At 38.8% G+C, this 2,091-nt stretch carries 3 protein-coding genes; all 3 read left to right on the top strand.

Translation table 11 applies throughout. From position 1 onward, the window contains the following. Positions 1–1,612 (top strand): ATP-binding protein (locus H6S82_RS30505; protein ID WP_191057273.1); only part of this gene is annotated, 1,612 nt, incomplete at its 5' end. 76 nt (positions 1,613–1,688) lie between these two features. Further along, the gene (locus H6S82_RS30500) at positions 1,689–1,910 is read left to right on the top strand and encodes a hypothetical protein (protein WP_199315653.1); all 222 of its coding nucleotides are present in this window, start codon (positions 1,689–1,691) and stop codon (positions 1,908–1,910) included. Between the two features lie 8 nt (positions 1,911–1,918). Next, entirely contained in the window at positions 1,919–2,023 is a 105-nt protein-coding gene (locus tag H6S82_RS34440; RefSeq protein ID WP_190475686.1) for a hypothetical protein, read from the top strand. Positions 2,024–2,091 lie beyond the last annotated feature (68 nt).

Here is a 2,091-nt window from a genome sequence, read left to right as displayed (position 1 = left end):
CTACATGATGGAGGCTTATTACTGTTATGCGCGGTGGGGTGCCAAAGCCAAAGTTATCGATTTAGAAAGCCGCTATCCCCAATTACTTCTAGCAATTCTGCACAAACAACAACCGAATTTCAAACCAATAGAAACAATCATTTCTAGCTCTTATCACACAGTTCAAGGTTCTAACCGCAGTCATCCTAGCGTTTCCGAAGCTCTCGATTTGGCAACTATTCTCAAAGCTTTTCAATCGCTTTCCCGCGAAATTGAGTTAGAGAAATTACTCTCAACTTTACTGAAAGTAATCCTGGAAAGCGCTGGAGCCAATAAATGTGCTTTACTCATACCAAAAGGTGACTGTTGGGTAATTGAGGCATTATCCCAACTGCAACAACCTGCGATAATTTTACAATCTCTGCCCTGTGAGGAAATAGTCTCTGTTAGCTTAATTAATCGAGTTAAAAATACTCTGGTTGCGGCTGTTGTGGAAAATGCCGCAGTCGAGCCAACTTTGCTTGCCGATCCTTATATTCTGCACCATACACCCAAGACTATTTTCTGCGCGCCAATTCTCAACCAAGGCAAATTGATTGCCATTTTGTACTTAGAAAATAATTTGACAGTGGGAGCATTTACAAGCGATCGCATCGAACTACTCAACTTACTCTGCACTCAAGCTGCAATTTCTCTAGAGAATGCCAAACTTTACGATCGATTAGAGGATTATTCTCACACTCTCGAACAAAAAGTAGCAGAACGCACCCAGGAATTAACAGCAAAAGCTACTCAGTTAGAATCAACACTCGCTCAACTTTACTCAACGCAAGCCCAACTCATTCAAGCTGAGAAAATGTCTAGTTTAGGACAGTTAGTGGCTGGAATTGCTCATGAAATTAACAATCCAATTAATTTTATCTATGGCAACTTACAACCCGCCAAAGAATATGTTAAATCCTTAATTGAATTGAATGATTTATATCAGCAGCTTTATCCCGATCCATTTCCAGAAATTGCTCAAAAAAAAGCCGATATCGACTTGAGCTTTTTATTGGAAGATTTACCAAATATCCTATCTTCTATGAATTTTGGAGTAGAAAGAATTCGTCAAATAGTGCTGTCACTGCGAAATTTTTCCCGTTTGGATGAATCAGAAATAAAAGAAGTAGACATTCACTCTGGTCTGGAAAGTACGTTGTTAATTTTGCAGCATCGATTTCAAAGTAATAATAAACGTCCCGAAATTACAGTCAGCAAAAAATATGGATTATTACCTTTAGTTAGTTGTTATGCTTCGGCTCTGAATCAAGTATTTATGAATATCATCAACAATGCCATTGACGCATTGGATACATCAAAGGAAAATTGCCAACCGACTATTATAATTCGGACGGAATTAACTGAAGAAAAAACTATCATTATTCGCATTATAGATAACGGTATAGGCATGAGTAAGTCGGTGCAAAATCATATATTTAATCCATTTTTTACGACTAAACCAGTAGGTAGCGGTACTGGCTTGGGACTGTCAACTAGCTATTCGATTGTGGTAGAAAAACATCGAGGTAAGTTAAGTTGTATTTCCACACCCGGAGAGGGTACTGAATTTATAATTGAAATCCCCGTGTAAATTTTTGATAGAATTTAAAGAAAACTTCAGAAATCTGGAAAGACCAAATTTAAAAATTAGGAGGATGAGCGCAATTATGGTTAGCACTCTTGTCAGTATTCCCGGATATAGCATCAGAGAACAGCTCTATAATGGCTCCCGAACACTGGTTTATCGCGCAGTCAGAGAAAGGGACTCACTACCAGTGGTTATCAAACTGCTGAAAAATCCCTATCCCACCTTTAGCGAACTGTTGTTGTTTCACAATCAGTACACCATTGGCAAAAATCTCAACTCACCTCTGATTATCCAAACCTAGGGTTAGCTATTGCCCGTCAGATTGTCGTCGAAAAACATCAGGGAAGTATCGAAGTTGAGTCAACTATTGGTCGCGGTACCGAGTTCTGCATCCGACTGCCAATCTCATCATAGGCATCTTTTCAAATCTAGTAATTTCAAGCCAAACAACCATTCAAGTAAGTTACAGGGAAATCATCATG

Source organism: Planktothrix sp. FACHB-1355 (assembly GCF_014748295.1).
GTDB lineage: Bacteria > Cyanobacteriota > Cyanobacteriia > Cyanobacteriales > Aerosakkonemataceae > Aerosakkonema > Aerosakkonema funiforme_A.
Note: the sequence above shows the minus strand (reverse complement) of the source record. Positions and strands in the feature narration are given on the sequence as shown.